This window comes from Paenibacillus endoradicis, assembly GCF_024721975.1.
Window position 1 is genome coordinate 878,325 of record NZ_JANQBB010000002.1, and the last position, 24,519, is coordinate 902,843.

Consider the following 24,519-nt stretch of genomic DNA (forward strand, 5'->3'; position numbering starts at 1 on the left):
ATCATATTGCAGATGACATATGTTACTTAAGGAATAAGCGTAATGGGTATTGCAAGTATTCCTAGCAAATAGTCAATGCTCATATCGAATTTATGCGGTATGTTACATATCCCATTTATATTTGCTAGCTTGTTGTCATAAAGCGTATCCTTCCCATTACCCATCCTCCTCAACTGTATTTGAACTTTCAACATCATTGTAGATGTAATAATTTAATACGTATAAATCTACTTATCCGTTCCAAAAACATAAAAAAATTATGCAATAAAGCTAATACCCAAATCAAAAAACCAAGTAAACTAAAGTCTACTTGGCGCTATACACGCAATCATTACTTTGCTTTTCTCGCTATAGACCATAGATTCCATAGACTATATTGAATAAACCACACAACGAACAATACGAGTACAAGACCTACTATATATCTACTCTCACCAAATAATTGCTGAATACTCATTAGTGGAGAGTTCGATATCGGCCAGTTCAAAAACATATAATTTGTGTCGTTAATCTTGTTGAAGAAATATACAGGTGGGATAGTTACGATGAGAAACAATACAACTTTCCATAGTCTACGAATGTTAGGTGTAATTTCACCAGTAGCTAGTAACATGATCGGATAAGTTAAAATTAAAGCGTGAAAGACAAAAGAATGTATGTGAAGAAAGCTCATCACAGGATCGTTTGCCCAACCTGGAAATAGGAGTGCAATGAATGCACCGGGTATCGTCAGGCTAAACAGTATTTCAGCAATGGTCGTATTATTACGATAAGCATGGAACAAAATAAGAAAGATCGCAAAACCGCATAAATGAATCGGCAGATAATATAACAGATTCCGCCCAGTGGCTAGGACAACAATGACTTTGCAAATTTCTGCAATGAACAATGTATAACCAAACCCTTTACGAATCCATGCTCTATGCCATTGTGAGCATCGATAATAGATGAAAGTGATTACTATGCTAATCATAACGATAACAATTAGCCAATTAAGATGTACAGAATCGAATACTTCAAAACCTCTATCCATCATTCACCTCGCATACTCATAATATGTCATCACACACTTGAAATTATTGTATATTATTTCAGGGTTAATTAGTATCATTTCGCGAGATTAGCATGTTACATGTTTTTATGAGTGAAGTGCTTTACGAACGATTGGAGCAACTTTATTAGCAAGTAAATCAATCGCTTTCTCTACTCGGACCATTGGTTGATTACCCATATCTAACTGTCCCATAAAACGTGAATGGCCAAAACATTCATGCTGGTACAAAATCTTCTCAGCTATTTTCTCTGGACTTCCTACTGCTAAAATTTGATTAGCTGCCCTTTGTGACATGATTTCTTCAGCTGTTGTATGGAATCGCTGACCACGCTCTTTCAAGAAATAACCGAAGTATTGATTATAATGTGGGGTAAACTCGCGAATTGCTTGTTCCCCGTCACTCGCAACATAAGCATGACCAGTTACAGATACTTGAAGCTTAGATAGATCATGTCCTGCTTCTCTAGCAGCATTCCAATATATATCCGTCAAATACTTAACTGACTCGGGTTGCCCTGCCAGTAAACCTAATATCATATTAACTCCGAGACGCCCAGCTCTAGCAGCACTTTCTAAGTTTGGGACTTTATGGCGTAGCAATGAACTACATGGCAACACAATCGGAAGATCTTTCTGTCTATATGGATAGAATGATGCCTATTCTCAATGTAGGTATTAAACAGCTTCTGCCCAATTCATAGCGTAATAACAAAAAGGCTAGAAGATACTTTTCGCTTATACGAATCGTATCTTCTAGCCTTTTCAGTTATTGCATCATTGAGTCATTCAGTCAGTCTCTAACCAGCAATCTCTTGTTTTAGCTTTTTAGTTAGCTTGTCGAATACAAGCTCATACGCATGCTTGATCAAGTTCTCCATCATCTCAGTTGATACATTCGCATCAAAATACACAGAATTCCAATGTGCCTTATTCATGTAATAGCCAGGGACTATTCCCTCTACCGTTTCCCTTAACGTTTCTGCACGTTCGGGATCACATTTCATCGTAATAATAGAAGTATCTTTCGCATCTGTGCCGATCATTGCAAACATCTTACCACCGATAAAAAATCGATCAGCTTGCCACTCCTCTTGATAGTCATGTGTAACACCGGGATGTGCTTGGCACATCCGTTGAAGCTGTTCCTTGTTCACGCGACTGCTCCTCTCAATTAAACTATTCAAAGTTTATGTACTCGTGATCAAAAAGACAATTAATCACCTTAACAAAACAACCACTATTTATGCTAATTTTAGCATAAATAGTGGTTGTTTTCATGTCTTGTACTGCCCTAATTGTTAGAAGTCATATTGATCTTCTTGTTGCTTTCTAATGATATTGTACGTAGCTGTCAGATTTGCTGTATCTTCAACTAATCGTTCCATTCGCAAGAACACATCATCATTAACTATTTCTTTCTTCACATAGTCTTGATCTTCTATGAAAACATACGTCTGTACAATTTGAGCCTTCATATAAGCTAATATAGGCTTAAGTTGTTGCTCAGCTACTAAATAGTGTTTAGATGATCCTGCTGTGACGAAAAAGCTTACTACTTTATCGCGGAAAGCATTAATCGGTAGTAGATCAAAAATATTTTTCAATGTAGCTGGAAGTGACGCTTGGAAAATGGGCGTACCAATAACAATAGTATCTGCATCCATCAATGTTTTCGTAACGAACGCTGTATCTCCCTCATACTCCAAATAATTGCGTCCATCACTAAATTGAACATTGTAGTCTGCCAAATCAATTAGCGTCCACTCCGCATCTGGATATTTAGCGCGAAGTGTTTTTTCAAAAACAAGCATTGCTGTTTTTGTTTTCGACCCAACGATAGAACCAGACAATCCGACTATTCTCATCGTAACACCTCCTATTGTTTTGTATTTATTCAATTATTGTTTTGTGTATTTTCTAATAGCAGGTAAAATTTCTGATGCAATTAGCTCAAGATTTTTCACTAGTAATGGGAATGGAACGCCACCAAAGTCCATTTGTGCCATATAACGCTGATGTCCAAACAGTTCATACTGATATAAGATTTTTTCAATAATTTGTTGCGGGCTACCAACCATTAATGCATCTCGAACATCTTGTGCTTGAGCAAAATGTTGTTTAGAGAAACCATGTCCATTTACTAATTGCAAACCAAGATTGACACCAGGATATGCTTGGCGCATCGCAACTTGTGAATCTTTATCTGTGAAGAAAAGTCCTGTCGTTGCAACAGGGAATTGTGCTGGATCATATCCAGATTCACTTAAGGATTTCCGATAAGCATCAACAGCTATTTTGAAGTTGGATGACGGTCCGCCTAATGTCGCCAGCATCATTGGTACACCTTGCTTACCTGCACGAATAGCACTTCCTGGCGCTCCACCTACCGCTCTCCATAGAGGCAACGTATTATGAAGTGGACGCGGTAATACTTCCGCATTTCTTAACGGTGCGCGATACTCACCTTCCCAATTCACAATCTTATTCTCATTAATAATTTTTAATAGTTCAAACTTTTCTTCGAATAATCCTTCATAATCTTTCAAATCATATCCAAGTAGTTCAAATAAACCAACACGTGAAGCTCGTCCAGCAACGATTTCTACACGTCCATTAGAAATAAGATCAATCGTTGAGAAATCTTCGTATACGCGTACTGGATCGGATGTACTTATAATCGTTGAAGAACTTGTTAATTTTATATTTTTAGTCGCTTGTGCAATTGCAGCTAGTACAACGCTATGCGCTTGTGTCGCGAAATATTTTTGATGACTTTCTCCTACACTAAATACATCTAAGCCAAACTCTTCAGCAAGCTTTGCAAGTTCAATTATTTCATCAAGACGTTGCTTAGCTGAGATACGCTCCATCGTTTCTGGATTCGGAATATGATCACCTAATGTATATAAACCAAATTCAATTCCTTTGCTTCGATCAATACGATATTTTTCCATTTTCCTCTTCCTTTCATCCTGTTGTTAGATCAATTATGCATCATGTATAATTATTTAGATAGTACGCACTTTGAAGTAGTATAGTATACTAAAAGATACTGTAAAACTTATGATTTAGATGCTACTTTATGCTCAAAGTAAGTTATTCATAAAGATAATAAAAGCGATAACCAGAATAATAGGAGTGGATCATATGGAAAAACCAATCGAAGCTTGTAAGGTAGACGATGCGTTAGAAATCATTGTAGGAAAATGGAAGCCTAAAATTTTATTATTACTACTCGAACATAAAACTATGCGTTTTAATGAATTGCGTCGTCATCTTCCAGGTATTACACAGAAAATGTTGACACAACAGCTTCGTGATCTAGAAGAAGAATATATTGTGCATCGAAAAGTGTATGCACAAGTACCGCCTAAGGTTGAGTATTCAATAACAGAGTATGGACTTTCGCTTGATCCGATACTCGATACGATTCATCAATGGGGTTCTGCTCATCTTCTATTCAAAGCAAAGCAAACAGCACAAAAAGTAGCTACTGAGTAATCAGTGCTACTTTTTGTGCTATATAAATATTTACTCCACTAATCCATACTTCACTTTTATGCGCTCCAACTTTTCAATCATTGGTCTTGATAACAGATATAGAAAAATAACTGTCGCGGCGGCATGAACAAGATCGAACCAAAATCCAGATATATAAAGAGCTGCTAATGCAGACCATGAGAACTGTGAAGTTCCCATAAGTAATGATCCAAAGTTAATGATGCCGCCATATATAATGAAGGTGGCTAATCCTCCGTATATGCAAAGTGACAGCCTGTTTTTCTGTAACATGCCCTTTTGGAATAATAATCCGGCAATAAATCCGATAATGCCAAAGCAGAACATTTGCCAAGGTGTCCATGGTCCTTGTCCGAAGAAAATGTTTGAGACAAATCCAGCCGTTGCACCAACAAGAAAGCCTACTTCAGCTCCTAAGCAAACTGCTGCTATTATGACAATTGCGACGACGGGCTTGAATTGGGGAACCATAAAGAAAGCTGATCTTCCCGCTACAGCAATTGCTACAAGTACAGCGATAACAATTAATTCTCTTGCTTGTGGCTTTCGCTTCTCAAAACGCAAAGCAAAAGGTAACATCGTATATAATATAATGAGCAAGCTAATAAAGTAATATTTTCGATCACCTAGCACGTACACTCCGAGCATAATTGTCGCTGGAATAATGATAAGTATTAGTGCAGCTGAAATCAAAGTTCTACGACTAAGCTTACTTTGATCTGTCAAAGTTACTCTACTCTGATTGGATTGGTTAAGCTTACTTTCGTCGGCTATGTTAAGCTTTGACATCGTGTAATCACATCCTCTATCGTTACCGCATCATCCCACACATGCCGCGTCATGCGATTAGCCGATGTCGTATAAAAACTATTTCCAGCAAAGAACGCCTTCGCCTTGTTCGTCGTAATCATACTGCCCTCGAAGAACATAGCACAGGTTTCACCATACTCTGCACAAAATTCAATATCATGAGAAACGAGCACGATGGTTACCCCTTGATCGTTAAGTTTTTTGAGAAATTGGGCTAGTTTCGTTTTAAAGAACCGATCCAGTCCTTTCGTTGGTTCATCCAGTAATAAAATCTTCGGTTCTAATAAAAGAACTTTCGCTAGTGCAGCTCGTTGCTGTTCTCCTCCGCTTAGATCGTACGGATGCATAGATAATAAATGTTCTAACTGGGCAAATTGAATAATCTCATTAATTTTCTGTTCTTGCTGATCTTTTGTAAGAGATGATTGCTGTAGTATTTCATATAAATCGTCTTTAACCGTTTTCTTCACGAACAACGTCTGTGGATTTTGTGGTAATACACCCAAGTAATTGTTAAACTTGTCTCGTTCACTCCATTTGCGAATATCTTTACCACTGAGCATTATTTTCCCACGGTATGGCGTATGAATACCACTTATAAGCGATAATGTAGATGTTTTTCCGGCACCATTACCTCCTACAATACAGAAAAACTCACCTTGCTTAACTGAAAAAGATAGGTCCTTAATAACATCTGGACTATGCTTATCGTATTTAAACCATACTTCTTGGAACTGAATAACAGGGTTCTGCTGATCAGTGCTCGCCTTATTGAAAAAAGTTTTGCGTTTATGCTCATCGCTAGACTTAAGCTTTTGCTCATTCTTACGCTCACTAAAACTTTGACTAGATACATAACGATCTAGCCACTGACGACCTTCCTTTACAGTCATAGACAGTTCTGTCCCAGCATCAATCACTGTTTGTATTTGCATCGGAGTTGGCATTGAGGAGAACATCGGATGGTTCATTACAGCTAATCGCTGTCCTCCTTGGCGCGGAGTATCATCAACGATGATTTGCCCTTGATCCATAACAATGATGCGATCTGCTAAAGGGAGTACTTCCTCTAATCGATGCTCAGAAATGACGATAGCTGTTCCGAGCTCTTGATTGATTTTCTTTAATGTCGTTAAGAACTCTGTTGCTGCTATTGGATCAAGTTGTGACGTAGGTTCATCTAGAATAAGAACTGATGGATGCATTGCCATAATAGACGCTAGATTTAATAATTGCTTTTGCCCGCCTGATAATTCAGATACTCCTTTATGAAACCAATGCTGAATACCGAAGAAACTAGCCATTTCCGCTACGCGTAAGCGGATCGTAGACTGATCATAACCTAAGCTTTCTAAGCCAAATGCCAGCTCATGCCATACTTTATCTGTCACAATACCATTCTCAACATTTTGCTGTACAAATCCAATCTCTGCTGTAACATTGCGATGATCACTTTCTGTTATTGCATTGCCTCGATATAAAATTTCTCCAGTACGTTTACCATGCGGGGTTAGTACTGGTTTCAGTTGTCTAAGAAAAGTACTCTTACCACACCCAGATTGTCCACATAGCACGATAAATTCGCCTTCTTGGATGTTCATGCTGATATCCGAAAGTGTATTCTTGCTACCTTCAGGGAATGAAAAATTCAGTTCCTTGATTCGATATAATTCCATTTCCATTCCTCCGCAATATGTAATATGACAGGAATGAAACATAGCAATGAATACGATATATATATCATCACGCTACTTGATGTCATCTCACTCCATTTGATCGATGGGAAATAACGAATACTATTCTCTCCTGTCGCTGCTCCGAATATCACTATTACGATAAGCAAGAGCATGGAGATAAATACTTTCTGATCTCTTCGATCAAAACGATATATCGAAAAGCTAGTTCGATTGGGTAAGCCATATCCGCGCGACTTCATAGAATCAGCCGTTTCAATCGCATTTTCTAATGCCCATGTCGTCATAATTGATAGTATTGTTAATCCATTTCTTGCCCTTTGCAGCAAATTACCTTGCGAAATATCTCTACCTATACATTTTTGAGCATTAGAAATTATTTTAATCTGATCACGATAACGTGGAACAAACCTTAAAGACATCGATAAAATCAGTGACCATGCCGGAATAATTTTTCCAAATAAATAGATGAATTTATCCGAGCTCATCACTGCGTTGTAACAAGAGAACCAGATTATTACGGTTATGAACATACATGCCATAGCGATTCCATATAGAATTGACTCCAAAGTGATAGGATTTCCATTGTTAAGATAGAATAAGATTGTTACACCTTGATGGTTAAATGTTGGATTAAGTATCGCCATCACTACCATAAGGGGTAACATATATGCACAATTAAATAGGACGGCCCTTTTACCATTCAGTAAGATGGAATATACAAACGCACATACAAGTGAAATCGCTTGAAATACGGGATGCATGAAGATCATACTGAATAACAATACCGCTACAAAGTAGGTGAAGTTAATAATGGGATGATAGGTTGAGAAAGTACTATATTTCATGACCTGCATATCCTCTCCTATTGATGAAATGAACTATATACACAATAAAAAATCTCTTAACGGAAACGTTAAGAGATTTATTTATGCAGAATGCAAATAATCGCATTCAAGAATAAACACCCTCCTATCCTTCGTAGAAAATTCGGTGAAAGCAATCAGGCAGGTATTCTGGCTTAAGTATTAACATCTATACAACCTTCCCAGTTCCCCAGTGGTATATCGTATAGACTACTCTTTTACAGCGGCGGGACCGCGTGGGAATTACACCCACTTCCCTTTTAACCAATCGATAGTTCAACTTGTCTATCATCCATTGGCACCTGAAGCTAGCTATGTAATTGTATACTCATCTCATATCATTATAATGTATTTCACTTACTATAAGAGATTAATTATTCAACAAAAAAAAGACGCATAGGATAATAGCTATCCTGATGCGACTTCCTTATGACTTTCCAGAAAATTTTCGATCTCCGTATAAACTTCTATAGGAATCGTGTACAGATACTCTTTACCGTTATAATCTATCTTACCGTAACCTTCAACATCATCTTTACATAACAACTCGACTTGATACTTATTGATCTGTACATAATACGTTGGTACACACATGAAGTTAGCTTCCGATTCTTTATTATAATTAATATCAGACTTGGAATCCCATGTTTGAGCTTTTAACATATTAAGAAATTGTTCAATTTCAAAGTTATCTGTTATCGATTCCCTGTTATTCGTTCCTTCTACTGTGCTGAACTCAATAGTAGTTGGAGCGTAACTAACCATATCACTTAATACAAGCGTAGGTCTGTTCATAAAGAAGATAAGCATAAAAATCCCAAACACTATAAATGTGAATACTAATACTAATGTTAAGATAAGTTTATTCTTACTTAATTTCATTGTAATGGTACCTTCCTTAATCAGCTATGTATTTACCTTGTTGTTGTAATGCGACAATAAGACATTATAGCTATTGTAACACTATTGTCCTCACAGTCCCAATTTAGCGCTTATTGTCAACAAATCTCCATAGTTTTAGTCGTTAATGACATCAGCCCATTTTTCATTTTATTGATACACTTCCATCTGGACCTATTCATCTATATTGTCATTATATGCTTTTTAGTATTTTAGCTGGATTACCCGCGACGATTGTATTAGCTGAAACAATGTTGAACAAGACGATTTGCACGAATACTTTTGATCCTTAACTCCTCCGTACCACGTTCATAAAATATTTTCTGTTTCTTATCCATTTCTTTGCCCCTATCTTAAAAGCTAAATCTAGCTAATCTATACATAGCTAATGTACAAATACTTTAGCATCTACATAACCCATGAATGACACATATGCGACCGTTGTTCGGTTAGGGTTATTTTCATCAATTGGACGAGGACCTCCACAATTATATTCCACGATTACTTCACTTCCGAAAGGAACTTTGTTCACTTCCTTCGTGCCACAATCGGTACATCCTATCCCACATCCATCCAATACATTAGCAGTTAACTTCTCAATCTTGTTGACGACCAACTTTTGCGAAATGGATGGGGTTAGCCACGGACTCCATAAAGCCAATAGTACACATATAATAATACCGAGTACGATAGTAATCGTCCACACTTGCAATCGTTGCTCCATATCAATCAACTCCATTGACATTATAACCTACTGAACTTACTGAATATCGAAATCAATCTTTTTACTGAATATCAAAATCATAATATGTGCTTGGATAAGGTTCATTCTTCAATACATAATGCCACCATTCTTTACTATATGGCTTGAATCCATACTTCACCATAACGTCTTGCAACAATTGGCGATTGCTAGCCTGTTCATCAGTAATTAGCTTAGTCGAGAAATGTGAAATTTCATCAAGCAGATCATAAGGACTACCCATATCTACTTCCTGTTTAGTATCCTTATGTATTAGCGTTAAATCTACCGTACTGCCTCTTGAATGACCTGACTTACTAGATAAGTAGCCTGATTTGAACAACGTTGCCTTGTCGATATTAGGGTAAAAGTCTTCCTTCATATCAATATCATCTGTATCTTTGGACCATGCTAGAAATTGCTGTACTGCTTTCGCTGGGCGATACGTATCGTAGATGAGAAGTTGATATCCCATCTCCTCAAGTTCATTACTGACTTTCAATAGAGCATCAGCCATCACCCTTGTGCCAATCGCTAACGGCGCTAAGTAACCATCGATCTGTGCGCCTACAAAATTGTAATCACTATAATAGCGCATCTCAAATTGAGCAGTAGGTATCACTTCATCTAAGTAGACAAAACCTTTCGGTAAGTTTCCTTGCTTAACAATGACTTCACTGGAAATTTCTTCTCCGGTTGCACTGTCTTCCTCTACTTTTTCACCTTCAGAGTTTTCTTTATTAGAGCTTTCATTATCGGTTGTTTCCTTTAATTCTGGATCATGCTTATAATCCAGCTGATCGTCCTGTTCTACCTCTTCTAGACCAGTTGATACGTCCTCAGTAGATTGTTCGTCCAGTTGCGGAAGTATATTTTCGTTAGTCTCTTTATTATTACCGTCTTCTGTAACTATCGCCGTTGGCTCTGTTGATGTTAATAAATCTTCTTGCTCAGTATTTGTTGAGCAAGAAACAACAATAATACTCAAACTTATAACAACTAATATATTTGCATAGTAGATTGTACTGGCTCTTTTCATCATAGTTCCTTTTCTGTAGTGCTGTATTATAGTAAGTATTGTAGTTTCTTCTTCATCAATAAATTCTTGTTACTATCTTATCGTATCATTATCCATTATTTTGATAAATTCCAATTCCACAGTTCAACTTCTCCAAGCTTTTCACCTTGGATAAAAGTTGCACCCTGTAGCTTCAACAACTCTTTCACTGGTCCAGTCACTACTGCGCCATATACTGTAAATCCATTGTCTTTAAGGTATTTATATCTTTCAGGCAGGTGATCAAATCCAAGTAGTTGTTCATAATAGATCTTGGGCTTAGTAAGTAACTTCTCCATATTGGCTAACATCGCTTGCTCACTAGAGGCTAATGATTCAGTTGATAAAACATATGTCCTAGAGCTCGTTCTAAAATCATCACTTACTGTCCTAAAACCAGTTAATCCAATAATATTACTCAAGCTTAAATCTCTTCCGCCAGAACTATAGCCTCTAGGTTTATATTCTACGAACTCTCCTGTATATAATGGCATCCATAATATATCTACATCATATTCCTCTAACAGACGAATTAGCTGATCTGGCTCCATAAAACTCGTACTAGAGAATGTTAGTTCTCCAACAGTCCCCTCTGGTAACATCTCTAATCTCTCCCACACCTCCGGATCCTTATTAGCCGTTAACTTCCCATTATTACGTGGATCTTCCGGCAAATAAAAATTCCATTCACTCAATCCTCTTTGATTCGGTATAGCATACTTGATATTAGAAAATAAACTAAAAAGGCGCTTTGTTACAGTAGCTTCCCCAATGACAATATCTTCATGACCAACACGTTTCAATAAAGCATATGTAAACGTTTGGGTACCAAACATCGATAATTTTTCATCAGTTATTATTTCTGAGCCTTTTACATTCGGCACTTGCCATTCAACTGCAAGCTGAGAGTAAAATTGATTCTCCTTCGAGAAATTAAATTGATATACTATAATACTAATTACGATCATCCACACGCAATAAATGAAAAATACAATCATTAGCACTCTTACTATTTTCAGTGTTAATGTTAACCTAGAATTAAATAATATCTTTTTCTCAAGTTTATTATTCCACTCTGTCATAATCCCACCCTTTCTGCACCGCTAATTGACCTAATCTCTTTCTCGCTCTATGTAATGTTATTTTAACTTGATCTTCTGTCATCTGCAGAGCATCCATAATTTCTGCATAACTAAATTGCTCATATTCTCTGAGATATATGATGGAACGATAATTTTCAGGTAAGTATTGCAATAAATCTTCAATCTGCTGGGCTAATTCCTTCTCTAATAAACTCTCTTCTGGTAATCCATACGGGCTGATTGAATTTTCTTTCTTTATAAATGAAGAAAGAATAGGAATTTTTTTAAATCGTTGTTGTTTGCGCCATTCATCAAGATATACATTCCGCGCCACTTTAAATAGCCATGCTCTTGCTTCTTCATCCCTGTATGTATGAATATGTATCGTTGCCCTAACGAATGTTTCCTGTGTTAAATCCTCTGCCAAACTCGCTGAACCACATAATTTATACAAATAAAAATAGAGGGATTTGACATAACGCCTATACAATTCATCCAAAGCATATCGTTTGTTCATAGTGCCCCCTTTTCTTCACTATAGCTTAACACGATTAACTTCTAATAATGTTACAGTCATTCCAAAAAATAACTAAAAATAATTAGCCCCATGAAACAATTAAGTTTCATGGGGCTAATTATTTTAAAACTATATGTGATTAGATATAGCTAATTACTTAGCAAGCCATTCATTAACACGTGCTTCATTGGCTTCTACCCATTGTTTTGCTGCTTCTTCTGGCGTTGCACCATCAATAACTGCTACCATAACCTCTGCCATTTCTTCTGGTGTCCAGTGGAAATTGTTAAGCAGTTGATAAGCTTCTGGCTTATCAGTTTCTAAGTTTTGACGAGTAAGTGTATGAATATCTTCTTGAGCACCGAATACTCCTTTTGGATCTTCAAGGAATTTTAAATCCATTTTTGCAAACATCCAGTGAGGTGTCCAGCTGGTTACGACAATTGGTTTTTCTGCAGCATAGGCATTTTGTAACTCTTTAGCCATTGCAGCTGAAGAGCTTGCAAGCAGCGTCCAATCTTTGCGCAAACCATATTCATCAAGTGCCTTTTCAGAAGCCATCATAAGACCAGCACCAGGTTCAATCCCAATAATTTGATGATCGACTAATTCGCCTATTTCATTGTTCGTTAGATCTTCAATGCTAGTTACATTCTCCATATAAGTAGGAACTGCTAATCCAAGCGTTGCCCCTTCTAAATTCGATCCAAGATCAACAAGTTTGTCTCCATAACGCTCCATGTAATCGGCATGTGTAATTGGCTGCCATGCTGAAAGCGTCGCATCCGCACTACCTTCAGAAACTGCTGCAAACATCGGTCCTGCGTCTAACTGAAGCATTTCTACTTTATAGCCAAGTTTCTGTTCCAATACTTCCTTCATAACGTACGTACTTGCGATTTCAGAATCCCAAGCAACATAAGCCAATTTAATTTTCTTATTATCTCCAGTTTGAGCCCCATTATTACTACAACCTACAAGTAAAGCTAAAATCATTGTTGCTGTAACTATCCATTTTAAATTCTTTTTCATTATGTTCTCCTTCTGTATTCAGATTTTAATTAATTAGTTTTTTTCTTAATTAGATTTTGCGTCACGCGATCTAACAAAATAGCTAGAATAACGATAACGAGTCCACCTTCAAATCCTACCCCTGTCTTCGTTTGCGTAACTGCAGCAAATACGACTGTTCCAATACCTTGCGCTCCAATCATCGATGCAATAACGACCATTGAAAGTGACAACATGATTGTCTGATTAATCCCTGCCATAATAGTGGGAAGTGCCATAGGCAATTGCAGCTTGAACAATTTTTGAACGGAGGTAGAACCGAATGCATCTGCCGCTTCAACGAGTTCTTCTGGCACTTGTTTAATACCCAGTATGGTTAAGCGAATAGTCGGTGGAATCGCGAAAATAATAGATGAAATAACACCTGGAACAACGCCTACTGAGAAGAATGTAATCGCAGGCAGTAGATAAACAAATGCTGGCATCGTCTGCATGAAATCAAGTAATGGCGTAATTATTTTTCGTACTGTCTTATAATTTGCACTTAAGATACCAATCGGTACACCAAGCAAGATTGAAATCAATGCCGCGGTAAGTACAAGTGCTAAAGTTTGCATCGCAGGATCCCAATAACCTAGATTGACTATAAATAGTAATCCGATTAGCGAAAAAACGCCGAGCCTCCATTTAGCAAGCCACCACACCAGTGCAGTAATTATGACAATAATAATAATCGCGGGTGGTTCCCGTAAGATTACTTCAAGAAAACTAACAACTCCACCAATGACGGTTTTGACAAAGTCAAAGAAAAAACCGAAATGCAGTTGTAACCAAGATTCTAATGTTTCTATCCAATCGCCTACTGGGATTTTTGGAATGTTCATTGTTGTTCACCAGCCTCTGGAATCATACTACCTGCAAGTGCAGCTAGAACAGCTCCCTTTATTAATATCCCTTTCAGCCTGCCATCATCTGTTACGACAGCTACAGGTAACCTCGTTCCACCCATAAGTTCAAACAAATCGTTCAATAACGTATCTGGACTAACCTTAGGAATGTCATGTTGAACAATAGACTCAAGTGAGTGACCTTCTCTTAATGCTTGAATGGAATCCTCTGCAGAAATAACACCGATTAACTTCATCCCTTTATCAACAATGTAAAGGTTAGAAACTCCCCGATCTCTCATTGTTTGAAGTGCTACACGAGGTCCACGGTCGATACTCAATGTCTCTGGCTTACGCATAATATGTGCTGCTGTAAGCACTTTGGATAAATCAACATCTTCAACAAATCGCTCTACATATTCGTTAGCTGGATTCATAAGAATTTCATCGGGTGATCCAATTTGTACGATTTGCCCATCTTTCATTAGTGCAATCTGATCCCCAATTCGCAAAGCTTCATCAAGATCATGTGTAATAAATATGATCGTTTTTTTCATTTTCAATTGAAGCTCTAACAATTCATCTTGCATATCTTTACGAATAAGCGGGTCAAGCGCACTAAAAGCTTCATCCATAAGTAATATTTCAGGATCGTTAGCCAGGCCGCGAGCTAACCCTACACGTTGCTGCATACCTCCAGATAAGGAGTGCGGATAACTGTTTGCCCAACTCTTCAATCCTACAAGTTCTAATGTTTTCATCGCCATTTCATGGCGCTCAGCTTTCGCAATCCCTTGAATTTCTAAGCCATACTCTACATTTTGAATAATGGTGCGATGTGGAAAAAGTGCGAATTTCTGAAATACCATTCCCATACTTTTACGTCTGAATTGACGCAATTGCTCTGCATTCATCTTCAAAATATCTTTTCCATTATAAAGAACCTCGCCTGATGTTGGCTCAATTAGTCTATTCAGAAGTCGAACTAACGTAGATTTTCCGCTACCAGACAAACCCATAATGACAAATATCTGTCCTTGCTCTATCTCAAAGCTCGCTTGGTTAACCCCGACAGTTAACTTCGTTTCTCGAAAAATCCGGTCTTTACTCCAACCCTCATTCAATAATTTAACGGCCCGTTTCGTATCAGTACCGAAAATTTTAGTTAATTTGTTCACCTTAATTATTGACATTGTATCCCCCTTGATGATCTTATCGATCGCCTTTTCTTTCATAATTGTATTGGTTGTGCGTATACTTGGTCAAAGCTTGTATAAGCTAATAGCGTACGAACAGTTTTAACTTTACAAACTTTTATTGCCGTATGCTCTGTATTCCTTACAATTTGGTTATAAAATGGTTCTTTACTTCTCATTGACATAATGCTAAAACTAATTGATAAGAAGATATTCGTTTCTTATATGTTATTTTGGTCCGCAGGAGGGCAATTTATTATGAAAGATTTAGAACAGCTGTCAGACGAACAACAAGTCCATATCAATAAGATCAGACAGCGTGTCATAGAATCTATAGGGAAAAATATGGATTTGTATGGTATTACACTTTCTATTGGTCATTTATATGGGAATATGTATTTCAACCGTTCTCCTGTAACATTGGATGAAATGAGCCAGGCTATGGGCATGAGCAAGACATCAATTAGTACTGGGATGCGTACACTTACTGATTTAAAGATGATTAATAAAGTATGGGGAAAAGGTTCGCGGAAAGACCTTTATGAGGTGGTACCTGATTGGCATCAGAATTTCACTGACTTCTTTTCCATCAAATGGCGTAAAGCGGTTGAAATGAATTCTTCAGTACTTAAAAAAACTTTAATTGAAATAAAAAATATAAAGCAGCAAGAAGCAGATGATGAGGATTTATGTGCGCTTATTGCGCTCGATGAAGAAAAAATAGTTGATGCATTAAACTATTACAATTGGCTACTACGCTTAATTGAATCATTTGAAACAGGAGAGATTTTTAATTTCATTCCTAAATCTGAATAAAAGGTAATCGTATTGTGATCTATGCTTCATTTGCAACGCAAATAATTGATTTCCTTACCAAACAAAGAAACTGACGTTGAGATACCAACGTCAGTTTCTTTGTTTTGTCTAATGCATTTTAGATGAAGTTGTAAAATCATTTCTTAAGATCCTACTTACACTTTAGTTAACTGTCTATTTTGTTTCGTTGCGAGAATACCTACTACTACAAAGATAACTGTCAAAACGATTGTAATCATTAACGTTTTCCAGTAATTGCTCATATCTACCGTTCCAGCAACAAAACTAACGCCATAAGAAGCTAGTTTCCAAGGCGTCCAATGCCAAAAACCACCGATCATTGAATCGATAACGAGACCGATTGGCAAAGTAAAAATCGCTACTGCTAATGCAATACTCGTTTGAAATGCTGCACTTAACGCTACTGTTAATGCCATAACAAATATAATCCAGACAAAGTAAGTTAACAGCATAGCAATAAAGTCAGTTAGATCAACCGTACCATATAAAATAGAAGTATAGTACATGCTGCCTGCATAACCTAGTAATGCGCTTAACATGCCTACAATGGAAGCCATAACCCATTTACTCATATAAATTGAAGTTGCCGAAATAGGACGCACGTATAGTAATGTAGCGGTACCATTTTGTCGTTCTCTACTAATCGAACCTACAAAGACAGCAACAAGCACAATTAATCCAATAAGCTGAAACTGTCCGGTTGAAGCAGCTAATAAGTCTGCTGGTTTAAGCTTTGGGAACATCATCTCAAAACCTTCAGGCATATTTCCAACAGCAGCTAATATATCACTCATATAATAATTCGTTAATGGGTCGCTTACACCTAGTGACAGAAATACTATAGGAATCCATATTAACTTGAAGCTACGTAAGCAATCTAAAAATTCTTTTTTCAACAACGTATTAAATTGCCTCACTTACACCAGCCACCTTCATAAAGATTTGATCTAAGCTAGCTATAACACGCTCGACCTTTACAATATCAGCTTGAGTAGTAAGTAATTGTTGCATGACAGCTGTTATAGAAGGGAATTGTTCACTGACATCGACATATACATACACACCTTGCTGCTCTATGTCTCTATTCGCACTCTTGCAGAACGATGTAGCTGACTGCTCACTTGCAAACTGTATCAAATATTTAGACTCTGCATATTTTTGTTGAATGTCCGTTAAGGAGCCCTGCTCAACCAGTTTACCTTCCTTCAAAAATAGCACTTGATCCGTCATTTTCTCAGCATCATGCAATATATGTGTAGAGTATAGAATCGTAGTTTCTTGCTGAATCTCCTTCAATAAATCCATAACTTCCTGTCTACCAATCGGATCTAATGCCGATACAGGTTCATCCAACAAGAGGAGCTTCGGTTCGTGTACAATTGCTTGTGCAATCCCTAATCTCTGCTTCATCCCTCCTGAAAATGTTGATGTCTTTTTATGAACGACTTTACCAAGCCCAACATATTCAAGCGTCTTCATACTGCGAGATCTAATTTCTTTGGCAGCTACACCACTTAGATTTGCCACCATTTCCACATATTCTAGTGCTGTTAGCCAAGGATAAAACTGTGGATATTGTGGTAGAAATCCGATAGCTTCACGGATATCTTTACATCCTTCAATAATTACTTTTCCACTGCTCTGATGCAATAGTCCTGTAATCATCGACATTGTTGTTGTTTTTCCCGCTCCATTTGGACCAATAAGTGCCGTTGAAGTGAACGGCTCTATCGTGAAGCTAACATTATTCACTACAGTGTTGCTTCCATAGTTTTTGGTGAGATTTTCAACTTGAAGTAAACTCATGCTTGTTTTCTCCCCACGATAAAGTAAACAATTGATCCTAGCAAACCACTAACAAGAATAAGAACTAACCATAACCATTTCGGACCGTTCGTAGCATGAATTTTCAACAAATCAATAAGTGCAATGATCATTAATATAAGTTGAATTCCAAGCACCGGGGCAATTAGAGCCCAAGGAATATCGATAATTTCTTGCATAATAACTCCTCCTCAAACTTTTCATATCTTCTTGATATACTACTTGTAATGAAAAGTAGCTGCGAAAGCATCGACAACTTTTCATAGTTTTCCTGATATGCTGATCTCATACTAAAGTTTCAGATGATGTTTCAGATTTACGATTATTGCTGTAAATTCTTCATCTTCTTTCAAACTATCGAATAGCGGTGAATTACTTATACTGCCAAGCAAATCTTTCTTGATAGACATCTCATCACGCGGTGCTTGTGAACCAAGATTGATATCTCGCGCAATCCAGTCGTCAAGCATGTAATAATACTCATCCCCACGGAGTGTAATTGGGAAGACAATTTCACAACACATTCGATAGTACTTTCTGATCATCTCTATTGCCTTTTCTTTTCTTTGCTGCATAACGTAACCCATTGCCGCCTTCAAATAAAAAACTAAGCCAGCATTAATATTTAATTTATTTACTTGAAATAGCTCGAGCATTGCTTCAATACGATGAACTGTTTCATCAAAGTGCTTACGGTTATCTGTTTCCATCAATAAGCCTTCCGTTGCGCTCGAAATTGTACCAAGCATATATTGATACATACTTACTTGCATAATTTCTTTTGCTTTTGCTACTTGACCAGTCATACCTAACGCTGTAGCAATAAGCTGCTCCTTGCCATAATAAATACCAACCTCATCTCCTAAAGTAAGAAGAACTTCCTCAGGTTTTCCGGTAAGTAGCATTACATAAGCTTTTATCATTTCTGATTCATGAGCAAGTTTATAGTCGTTACTTAATGCTTTAACACGATCACATAACAGTAGTACTCTATCTAATATCGTCTGAGGATTTTCTGATGACTGGTAATAATTCAAATATAGTTGAGCCATTTGTAATATTAATGGAAAACATGCGTAGTATTCTGAAAGTAACTCTTCTATTTCTAACTGAACTTGCTCAAAAGGTTGTTCGCTAAATTTCTTAGCCAATTGTGCATATACCTTCTGGATATGTTCCTTTGTCATTTGGGGCTCGTAGCCTAATAAGGCATCAATGGAAATGTTGAAATACGTCGCTAACTTCGGTAGCAGAGTAATGTCCGGATAACTTAATCCTTGCTCCCATTTTGAAACTGCAGCCTTAGATACTCCGACATATTGTGCTACCTGTTGTTGCGTAACACCCATTTCTTTTCTTCTTTGTACGAAGATGATGGAGAATTGAAAGTTTTGCATTGTCGCCCTCCTTATATTTACATATTAAACCATAAATTGAAGTAATACTAACGAGTATTCGTGTACCTAGGTAGAATAAATCAACCAATGGTTTACTTCATTTTGGAGGACTAGATACTTAGGAAGCTCTATTGTAAGATTACGTAATTGTAATTCTTTAATATCTAATGGCGGGTGAGGATCTCATTTTCCATATATTCAAGTGAGCCAAGCAGCCAATACTACATGTAGGAAAATATCCGCAAACATATGTGCTACTATTGCGTATTCCAAACCCTTCTTCCAATATAGATAACCGAACCATACCCCCAGCAAGCCGTTACTGAGAATCGCCCTAATAACAAGCAAGGGAGTAAGTTCTCCGAACAGGCTCATTGTTGCAGGAAGATGTGCCAATCCAAACAGAATAGCCGCCAATACGATTGCCAACACATAATATATCGAAGGTATAGGCGAACGCTTGCCCCCAACCCGAGTGAATACCCATACAATTAGCGACATCACAAACAAACGGAGCAGTATTTCTTCTACTACACCTCCATAGAGAAAGGTTAAAGCTCCTTTCCATAAAGCCACAGATGGTTCAGAGAATACCTGGGGAAGACGTGGCTGGAAAAGCTCCTTCTCCATCAAGACGATCACCATAGTACCTAATAAACTACCAAGTGCTCCAATACCAAGCCATCCAAAGGATACGTTAACTTTGTTACCGCCATAGAGCCAATAACGCAGCAATGGTGCATCTAATCCCACTTTAGAAGCTAGCATTAGTCCAAAGGTACTCGCCACTAAAGTCATAAGTGCAGCTTGTATAACAGTAATTGCAGCTTTTCCTGCTAAAGGTAGTGGTAGTTCGATCCAACCATCCTTAATAACAGACATCATATATGGCAATAATGCTGTAGCAGCCACGGCGCCAAGTAAAGTAAATAGTACAACTAGCCGCCCCTGACGTTTGGAAGGAATGATTTCCTCATGCAGTGGATCTGCTATTTCTACAATTTTCAGCTTGCCACGTAGCGCAATATTCAAAAAAATAATTAGACATATCATGCCGAGAAGCGCATTTAACCACACTTGCCATGCGTCTGCATAATACGACTTGGAAACCGCCCCCGATTCAAACATGATAAACAATATTAACCATATTCATAGCTTATATTTACGATAAAAAAATGAGAACACTGCAACACCTCATTCTGATTCTGTTATAGTTATTATATAACATATATTCAATATATAACAGATTAGAATTTATGCTACTTGATTTTTATGAATCGTCATATCTTAATTTTCATGTTACGGCAAAACAATAAAAGCCTACCACGGCGTTATGATATGACCGTGAATAGGCTCTATTTCTTCATTGTTACGTACTGTATCTTAACTATCAATTCAATTGCTTTTTGTCTAGTTTGCCTATAGCTGTATAAGGCATTTCATCTATAAAGACAATTTCTTTCGGCATCTGAAATCGCGCTAATCTAGCACGCAGCCAACTTTGTAACTCCTCTGGTGTCATTACTGCACCTGGAACCAATTGAACATATGCCTTTAACCGTTGTCCAAATTGCTCGTCACTTACACCGACCACTGCGACAGCCTCGACTTCAGAATGCGTAAGTAATACCTGCTCTACTTCAACTGGGTAGACGTTCTCTCCTGCTGAAACGATCATACTGTCTATTCTCCCACATAAGTAGTAATATCCTCTCTCATCGCGATAACCTAGATCTCCCGTCTCGATCCAAGATGAATTGCTTCTGCTTAGAAATTTACTGCGAATGCATAATTGACCTACTTTGCCCACTGTTACTTTCCTTTTATGCTCATCTAAAACTTCCAAGTTAACCCCTTCTATTTTTCTACCTATTGTATGAGGGGAATAAATTAGATCCTCTGGCTTGGCGATAACTGTTAAACCTGCTTCCGAGGTACCATACAAATTGTATAATACATTTCCTAATTGACTAATCGTTGCTTTGACTAGTTTTGGATTAAGCTCTGCACTGCCAGAGGCTATACAGGTAAGTGACGTAAGTGCCTTCGCATTCGTCATTAACATTTTATATAACATTAGTGGAACAACCGTTATCACTTGTACGTGGTGTTCGTTAATCAACTCACACGCTTTCTCTGCATGGAATTTACGTTGGATAATAACTTTCTTACCGATAGCTCCAAATAGTAGCAAAATAGCTATTCCGTAACCATGAAAAATAGGTGTAGCAATATAGATATTATCGTACTTAATAAGTTCCAACCTTGAAAGTAACGCTGCGAAAGGATCTAAATAATTAAAAAGGGATGGCTTATGCATCGCTTCTTTGGCATTTCCCGTCGTACCACCAGTTAACAACACAAGCTTCCCTGAATTCGTCCGTATATTTTTCTGGTACTCAAATTCCTGAGTAGACAATAAGTTATTAATCGCTGGAAAAGTATCATCATAACTTAATAGTTTGGCTTTCTTATATGTAGATTGTTCAACTAATAAGCTAAGTTCTTGATCATAGATGAGAAGGTCAAAATCTTTTTGCTCAAGTAGATTATATAGTTGATCCTTACTTAATTCTGTATTAAGTAGAAAGAGATCGGCACCCGAATATGAAACTGCATAAATCGTTTTAACTAATGAAGTATGATTCCTACACAAAATCCCGACTCTCTTGCCTCTTTCAAGTTGGAAATGCTCTCTCATAGCTAGCGAAAGGCTGCCTGATTGTGTGAATAGTTGATGATACGTTAATGTCTGCTGCTCATCGGCAATAGCTATTTTCTCACCATAAGTTTTAGCAGAGAAAGCGAGCAGTGCCATTAGATTAACTCCATATTTATTAATACTGAAAAATAATCGAAAGATTGCAACAGGAGAAAAGAGCTTAATTTTATAAAATATATAGAATAGTTTATATATTCTCATTTCTTATCTCCTTTTTTCTTAATCATAATCGGAATGGAGTATTCCCACCATCGACTGAATAAGATAGAGGCTAGCTGTCCAAAGATTAGCCACCACGGTTTGTATGTTTTTTTCTTCATATATATGCATTTGCAAATGATTTCCGCCGCATGTTGTGGAGACATTGCTGCTGATTTCTCATAAGAAACGGTTGGTACAATCATAGGTGTTCTAACTAAGGGAAGATAAATCGAAGTGGTGGAAATACCACTGTTGTTGAGTTCAGGAGCAGCAGACCGTAACCAGACATCAAAAGCAGCTTTCGATGATTGATATGCCGCCCAATGGGGAAATGGGTACAATAATGTATTTACCGTAGAAATATTAATAATATGTCCTTGATTACTTTCTAAAAGTGGCTGAAGAGATAAAATTAATTCAACCGGTGCAAAATAATTTATCGCCATCGTACGAGTAAAGTCGTGATATCTATCCAATGATTGAAGAATCGGTCGCCTAATCGAATGTCCAGCATTACTAATAAAGATATCAAGTCCAACTGGTAATAGATTCAGAAATGCTAGTACTCTCTCCGTATCTTCCTTATTTCTTAGATCTGCTGAAACTACTCTGACCGTTGCCTCTTTCATCTCGATTTTTCTTTTCATAGATAGGAGCTTTTCTTCGCGTCTAGCTACCAGTATGAGGTGAACCTTTATATCAGCTAACATATATGCAAGTTGCTCGCCAATTCCAGAACTCGCCCCAGTGATAAGCACCGTTTTGCCTTTTAATTCTTGCTTAAGCTTCTGCTGATTAAGACTTGTTCGTGGAAACATGAGATGTTCAAGAAAACTATAGCTATGCATGAAGACTCCTCTCCAACTAATGTCGGCGCTCATTAACTTACTCAATAGCGTCGTCGACAGCATTTAATATCCTTATCATAGCAAAACACAAACTATTATAATAGTTTGTGTTTAGTCATCAAATACTTCGCCTAATACTTTCTCTCTATTTTCAAGAAAACGTCTAGTTATAATGTAATGCAACGTATCCTCATATCGAATGTTCTGTACCGGCTGTACATCAAAATTCAATATTTGTGCATTGGGATAGCCAAGTAATATCGGAGAGTGAGTAGCAATAATGAACTGCCCTTCATTCTCCATCTCTTTAATAATTCGTAGTAATGCTAATTGCCTTGCTGGTGAAAGAGCCGCCTCGGGTTCATCAAGTATATAAATTGCCTGTTTGCCAAACCGATGGCTGAATAGAGACAGAAATGCTTCTCCATGTGATTGTTCATGTAATGAGCGACCACCATAATGTCGTAAGCTTTCTGGTATCTTATCAAGATGTGAGGCAAAATGATAAAACGTTTCTGCTCTCATAAAAAATCCATTTGTAACTTTGGGCATCCATGATAGCCTAATATGATCACCTAAAACAGATTGCGAAGCGTCTACATCATAATAATTATTTTTGCTTCCACCAGCTGTATTGAAACCACACTGATAGGCCATGGCTTCCAGTATCGTTGACTTCCCTGACCCATTTTCTCCAACTAAGAAGGTCACGTTTTTTTCAAATTCAAGTGACACCATATTTTTAATAGCAGGAATAGTAAATGGATAGTTGTCAATATGGGTTTTATTAATAATCTCAAGGCTACGCAAAAACATATGATCACCTCTTTGTTACTTCTAAAGTTACATTAATAGTTTAATCCTATGAAATCGACTACTTAAGTTCTTTTTGCATCGTTACATGAGGGATATTTTCTTCATAAAATACGTCTGATATAACGGAGTAACCTAACTTCTCATAAAAAGATTGTGCATGTACTTGTGCACCTAATTTCACGCTACTGAATTGCTTTTCGCGTGCAATCGTTTCTAAAGCTTCCATAATACATGAACCTGCACCTAAGCCTCTTACTTGTTGAAGCGCACACACACGTTGGATTTTACCTATACCGTCTTTGCCACTAATCCTTCCAGTACCCACTGGCATTCCATCATGCATCACAAGAACATGCGTACATTGTGCAGAGAGTTCATCATAGTGATCTTGCTCGATCTGGGCATCTACACCTTGTTCATCAACAAATACTTTAAATCTAATAGCAATCGCTTCATTCAATTGTTGTTCTGTTTCAACCTTAATCCAGTTCATCTTCAATCCCTCTATTTCATGTTTGAAGCTACGCTGTTGTTAGCTC

The 24,519-nt window shown here is 37.4% G+C and carries 27 protein-coding genes and 1 riboswitch; of the genes, 2 read left to right on the forward strand and 25 right to left on the reverse strand.

Annotated elements, in window-relative coordinates; genetic code table 11:
* Window positions 1–331: 331 nt before the first annotated feature.
* The 5 genes from NV377_RS09840 to NV377_RS09860 form a co-directional block, all read right to left on the reverse strand.
* Window positions 332–1,036: a YwaF family protein gene (locus tag NV377_RS09840; protein ID WP_258201022.1), complete on the reverse strand. Its 705-nt coding sequence runs from the start codon at window positions 1,034–1,036 to the stop codon at window positions 332–334.
* A gap of 102 nt (window positions 1,037–1,138) precedes the next feature.
* On the reverse strand, window positions 1,139–1,672 hold the full coding sequence (locus NV377_RS09845) for an LLM class flavin-dependent oxidoreductase (protein ID WP_258201023.1): 534 nt from the start codon (window positions 1,670–1,672) through the stop codon (window positions 1,139–1,141).
* Window positions 1,673–1,851: 179 nt separating this feature from the next.
* Window positions 1,852–2,208 (reverse strand): MmcQ/YjbR family DNA-binding protein, encoded by a 357-nt coding sequence (locus NV377_RS09850; RefSeq protein WP_258201024.1) that lies wholly within the window; start codon window positions 2,206–2,208, stop codon window positions 1,852–1,854.
* 144 nt (window positions 2,209–2,352) lie between these two features.
* Window positions 2,353–2,919 carry an NADPH-dependent FMN reductase gene (locus NV377_RS09855; RefSeq protein WP_258201025.1) on the reverse strand — a complete coding sequence of 189 codons (567 nt, stop codon included), beginning with the start codon at window positions 2,917–2,919 and terminating at the stop codon, window positions 2,353–2,355.
* Between the two features lie 33 nt (window positions 2,920–2,952).
* On the reverse strand, window positions 2,953–4,008 hold the full coding sequence (locus NV377_RS09860) for an LLM class flavin-dependent oxidoreductase (protein WP_258201026.1): 1,056 nt from the start codon (window positions 4,006–4,008) through the stop codon (window positions 2,953–2,955).
* A 193-nt stretch (window positions 4,009–4,201) separates the two neighbouring features.
* Between NV377_RS09860 and NV377_RS09865 the strand changes: the two genes are divergently transcribed.
* A complete protein-coding gene (locus NV377_RS09865) occupies window positions 4,202–4,555 on the forward strand; it encodes a winged helix-turn-helix transcriptional regulator (RefSeq protein ID WP_258201027.1) in 354 nt (117 codons plus the stop codon).
* A 30-nt stretch (window positions 4,556–4,585) separates the two neighbouring features.
* Here NV377_RS09865 and NV377_RS09870 read toward each other — a convergent pair whose 3' ends face one another.
* The 11 genes from NV377_RS09870 to NV377_RS09920 all read right to left on the reverse strand — a co-directional run bounded on the left by NV377_RS09870 (window position 4,586) and on the right by NV377_RS09920 (window position 15,332).
* A complete protein-coding gene (locus tag NV377_RS09870; RefSeq protein WP_258201028.1) occupies window positions 4,586–5,362 on the reverse strand; it encodes an ECF transporter S component in 777 nt (258 codons plus the stop codon).
* Complete coding sequence (locus tag NV377_RS09875) at window positions 5,344–7,059, reverse strand: ABC transporter ATP-binding protein (protein ID WP_258201029.1); 1,716 nt, start codon at window positions 7,057–7,059, stop codon at window positions 5,344–5,346. The genes NV377_RS09870 and NV377_RS09875 overlap by 19 nt, the downstream gene beginning before the upstream one ends.
* A complete protein-coding gene (locus NV377_RS09880; protein WP_258201030.1) occupies window positions 7,032–7,925 on the reverse strand; it encodes an energy-coupling factor transporter transmembrane component T in 894 nt (297 codons plus the stop codon). Before NV377_RS09880 ends, NV377_RS09875 begins: the two co-directional genes overlap by 28 nt.
* Before the next feature lie 141 nt (window positions 7,926–8,066).
* Window positions 8,067–8,264: riboswitch (cobalamin riboswitch) on the reverse strand.
* Between the two features lie 87 nt (window positions 8,265–8,351).
* Complete coding sequence (locus tag NV377_RS09885; RefSeq protein WP_258201031.1) at window positions 8,352–8,825, reverse strand: hypothetical protein; 474 nt, start codon at window positions 8,823–8,825, stop codon at window positions 8,352–8,354.
* A 403-nt stretch (window positions 8,826–9,228) separates the two neighbouring features.
* Window positions 9,229–9,567 carry a hypothetical protein gene (locus NV377_RS09890; protein WP_258201032.1) on the reverse strand — a complete coding sequence of 113 codons (339 nt, stop codon included), beginning with the start codon at window positions 9,565–9,567 and terminating at the stop codon, window positions 9,229–9,231.
* A 61-nt stretch (window positions 9,568–9,628) separates the two neighbouring features.
* Entirely contained in the window at window positions 9,629–10,627 is a 999-nt protein-coding gene (locus NV377_RS09895; protein ID WP_258201033.1) for a M15 family metallopeptidase, read from the reverse strand.
* Window positions 10,628–10,719: 92 nt separating this feature from the next.
* Complete coding sequence (locus NV377_RS09900; protein ID WP_258201034.1) at window positions 10,720–11,724, reverse strand: anti-sigma factor; 1,005 nt, start codon at window positions 11,722–11,724, stop codon at window positions 10,720–10,722.
* Complete coding sequence (locus tag NV377_RS09905) at window positions 11,708–12,241, reverse strand: sigma-70 family RNA polymerase sigma factor (RefSeq protein ID WP_258201035.1); 534 nt, start codon at window positions 12,239–12,241, stop codon at window positions 11,708–11,710. Before NV377_RS09905 ends, NV377_RS09900 begins: the two co-directional genes overlap by 17 nt.
* Before the next feature lie 153 nt (window positions 12,242–12,394).
* The gene (locus tag NV377_RS09910) at window positions 12,395–13,273 is read right to left on the reverse strand and encodes a glycine betaine ABC transporter substrate-binding protein (RefSeq protein WP_258201036.1); all 879 of its coding nucleotides are present in this window, start codon (window positions 13,271–13,273) and stop codon (window positions 12,395–12,397) included.
* A 29-nt stretch (window positions 13,274–13,302) separates the two neighbouring features.
* A complete protein-coding gene (locus NV377_RS09915; protein WP_258201037.1) occupies window positions 13,303–14,136 on the reverse strand; it encodes an ABC transporter permease in 834 nt (277 codons plus the stop codon).
* Window positions 14,133–15,332, reverse strand: a complete 1,200-nt coding sequence (locus NV377_RS09920; RefSeq protein WP_258201038.1) for a quaternary amine ABC transporter ATP-binding protein — start codon at window positions 15,330–15,332, stop codon at window positions 14,133–14,135. The genes NV377_RS09915 and NV377_RS09920 overlap by 4 nt, the downstream gene beginning before the upstream one ends.
* A 261-nt stretch (window positions 15,333–15,593) precedes the next feature.
* Here NV377_RS09920 and NV377_RS09925 point away from each other — a divergent pair, with 261 nt between their 5' ends.
* Entirely contained in the window at window positions 15,594–16,151 is a 558-nt protein-coding gene (locus NV377_RS09925; protein ID WP_258201039.1) for a GbsR/MarR family transcriptional regulator, read from the forward strand.
* Between the two features lie 155 nt (window positions 16,152–16,306).
* Here the strand turns inward: NV377_RS09925 and NV377_RS09930 are convergent, their stop codons facing one another.
* From NV377_RS09930 to NV377_RS09970, 9 genes are all read right to left on the reverse strand, one after another.
* Window positions 16,307–17,089, reverse strand: coding sequence for an ABC transporter permease (locus NV377_RS09930; protein WP_258201040.1), 783 nt, complete (start codon window positions 17,087–17,089; stop codon window positions 16,307–16,309).
* The gene (locus NV377_RS09935) at window positions 17,076–17,978 is read right to left on the reverse strand and encodes an ABC transporter ATP-binding protein (protein WP_258201041.1); all 903 of its coding nucleotides are present in this window, start codon (window positions 17,976–17,978) and stop codon (window positions 17,076–17,078) included. Before NV377_RS09935 ends, NV377_RS09930 begins: the two co-directional genes overlap by 14 nt.
* Entirely contained in the window at window positions 17,975–18,175 is a 201-nt protein-coding gene (locus NV377_RS09940) for a PLDc N-terminal domain-containing protein (RefSeq protein ID WP_258201042.1), read from the reverse strand. Before NV377_RS09940 ends, NV377_RS09935 begins: the two co-directional genes overlap by 4 nt.
* Window positions 18,176–18,286: 111 nt before the next feature.
* A complete protein-coding gene (locus NV377_RS09945; protein ID WP_258201043.1) occupies window positions 18,287–19,393 on the reverse strand; it encodes a helix-turn-helix domain-containing protein in 1,107 nt (368 codons plus the stop codon).
* A 198-nt stretch (window positions 19,394–19,591) separates the two neighbouring features.
* The gene (locus NV377_RS09950; RefSeq protein WP_258201044.1) at window positions 19,592–20,521 is read right to left on the reverse strand and encodes a CPBP family intramembrane glutamic endopeptidase; all 930 of its coding nucleotides are present in this window, start codon (window positions 20,519–20,521) and stop codon (window positions 19,592–19,594) included.
* Between the two features lie 262 nt (window positions 20,522–20,783).
* On the reverse strand, window positions 20,784–22,316 hold the full coding sequence (locus tag NV377_RS09955; protein ID WP_258201045.1) for an AMP-binding protein: 1,533 nt from the start codon (window positions 22,314–22,316) through the stop codon (window positions 20,784–20,786).
* Complete coding sequence (locus NV377_RS09960) at window positions 22,313–23,164, reverse strand: SDR family NAD(P)-dependent oxidoreductase (protein WP_258201046.1); 852 nt, start codon at window positions 23,162–23,164, stop codon at window positions 22,313–22,315. The genes NV377_RS09955 and NV377_RS09960 overlap by 4 nt, the downstream gene beginning before the upstream one ends.
* A gap of 111 nt (window positions 23,165–23,275) precedes the next feature.
* Window positions 23,276–23,980, reverse strand: a complete 705-nt coding sequence (locus NV377_RS09965) for an AAA family ATPase (RefSeq protein WP_258201047.1) — start codon at window positions 23,978–23,980, stop codon at window positions 23,276–23,278.
* A 58-nt stretch (window positions 23,981–24,038) separates the two neighbouring features.
* Window positions 24,039–24,473, reverse strand: a complete 435-nt coding sequence (locus tag NV377_RS09970; RefSeq protein WP_258201048.1) for a GNAT family N-acetyltransferase — start codon at window positions 24,471–24,473, stop codon at window positions 24,039–24,041.
* Window positions 24,474–24,519 lie beyond the last annotated feature (46 nt).